Genomic DNA, 255 nt, shown 5'->3' on the forward strand with positions numbered 1-255 from the left:
GAGAGCAGCTGGATGACCTGCTGGCGGACCCGGTTGAGGTCCGCGCCGAGCTTCACCAGGACCTGGGCGGCGACGCCCTCGCCCTCGCGGATCAGGCCCAGCAGGATGTGCTCCGTGCCGATGTAGTTGTGGCCCAGCTGCAGCGCCTCGCGCAGCGAGAGCTCCAGCACCTTCTTGGCCCGCGGCGTGAACGGGATGTGCCCGCTCGGCGCCTGCTGGCCCTGGCCGATGATCTCCTCGACCTGCTGCCGGACC

General features: G+C 70.6%; 1 protein-coding gene. It reads right to left on the reverse strand.

All coding sequences use genetic code 11. The features are described from left to right. Positions 1-255: Clp protease N-terminal domain-containing protein (locus RBH18_RS44025; protein WP_306216469.1), on the reverse strand; the 255-nt coding region annotated here is incomplete at both ends.

This window comes from Actinoplanes oryzae (assembly GCF_030757795.1).
Classification (GTDB): domain Bacteria; phylum Actinomycetota; class Actinomycetes; order Mycobacteriales; family Micromonosporaceae; genus Actinoplanes.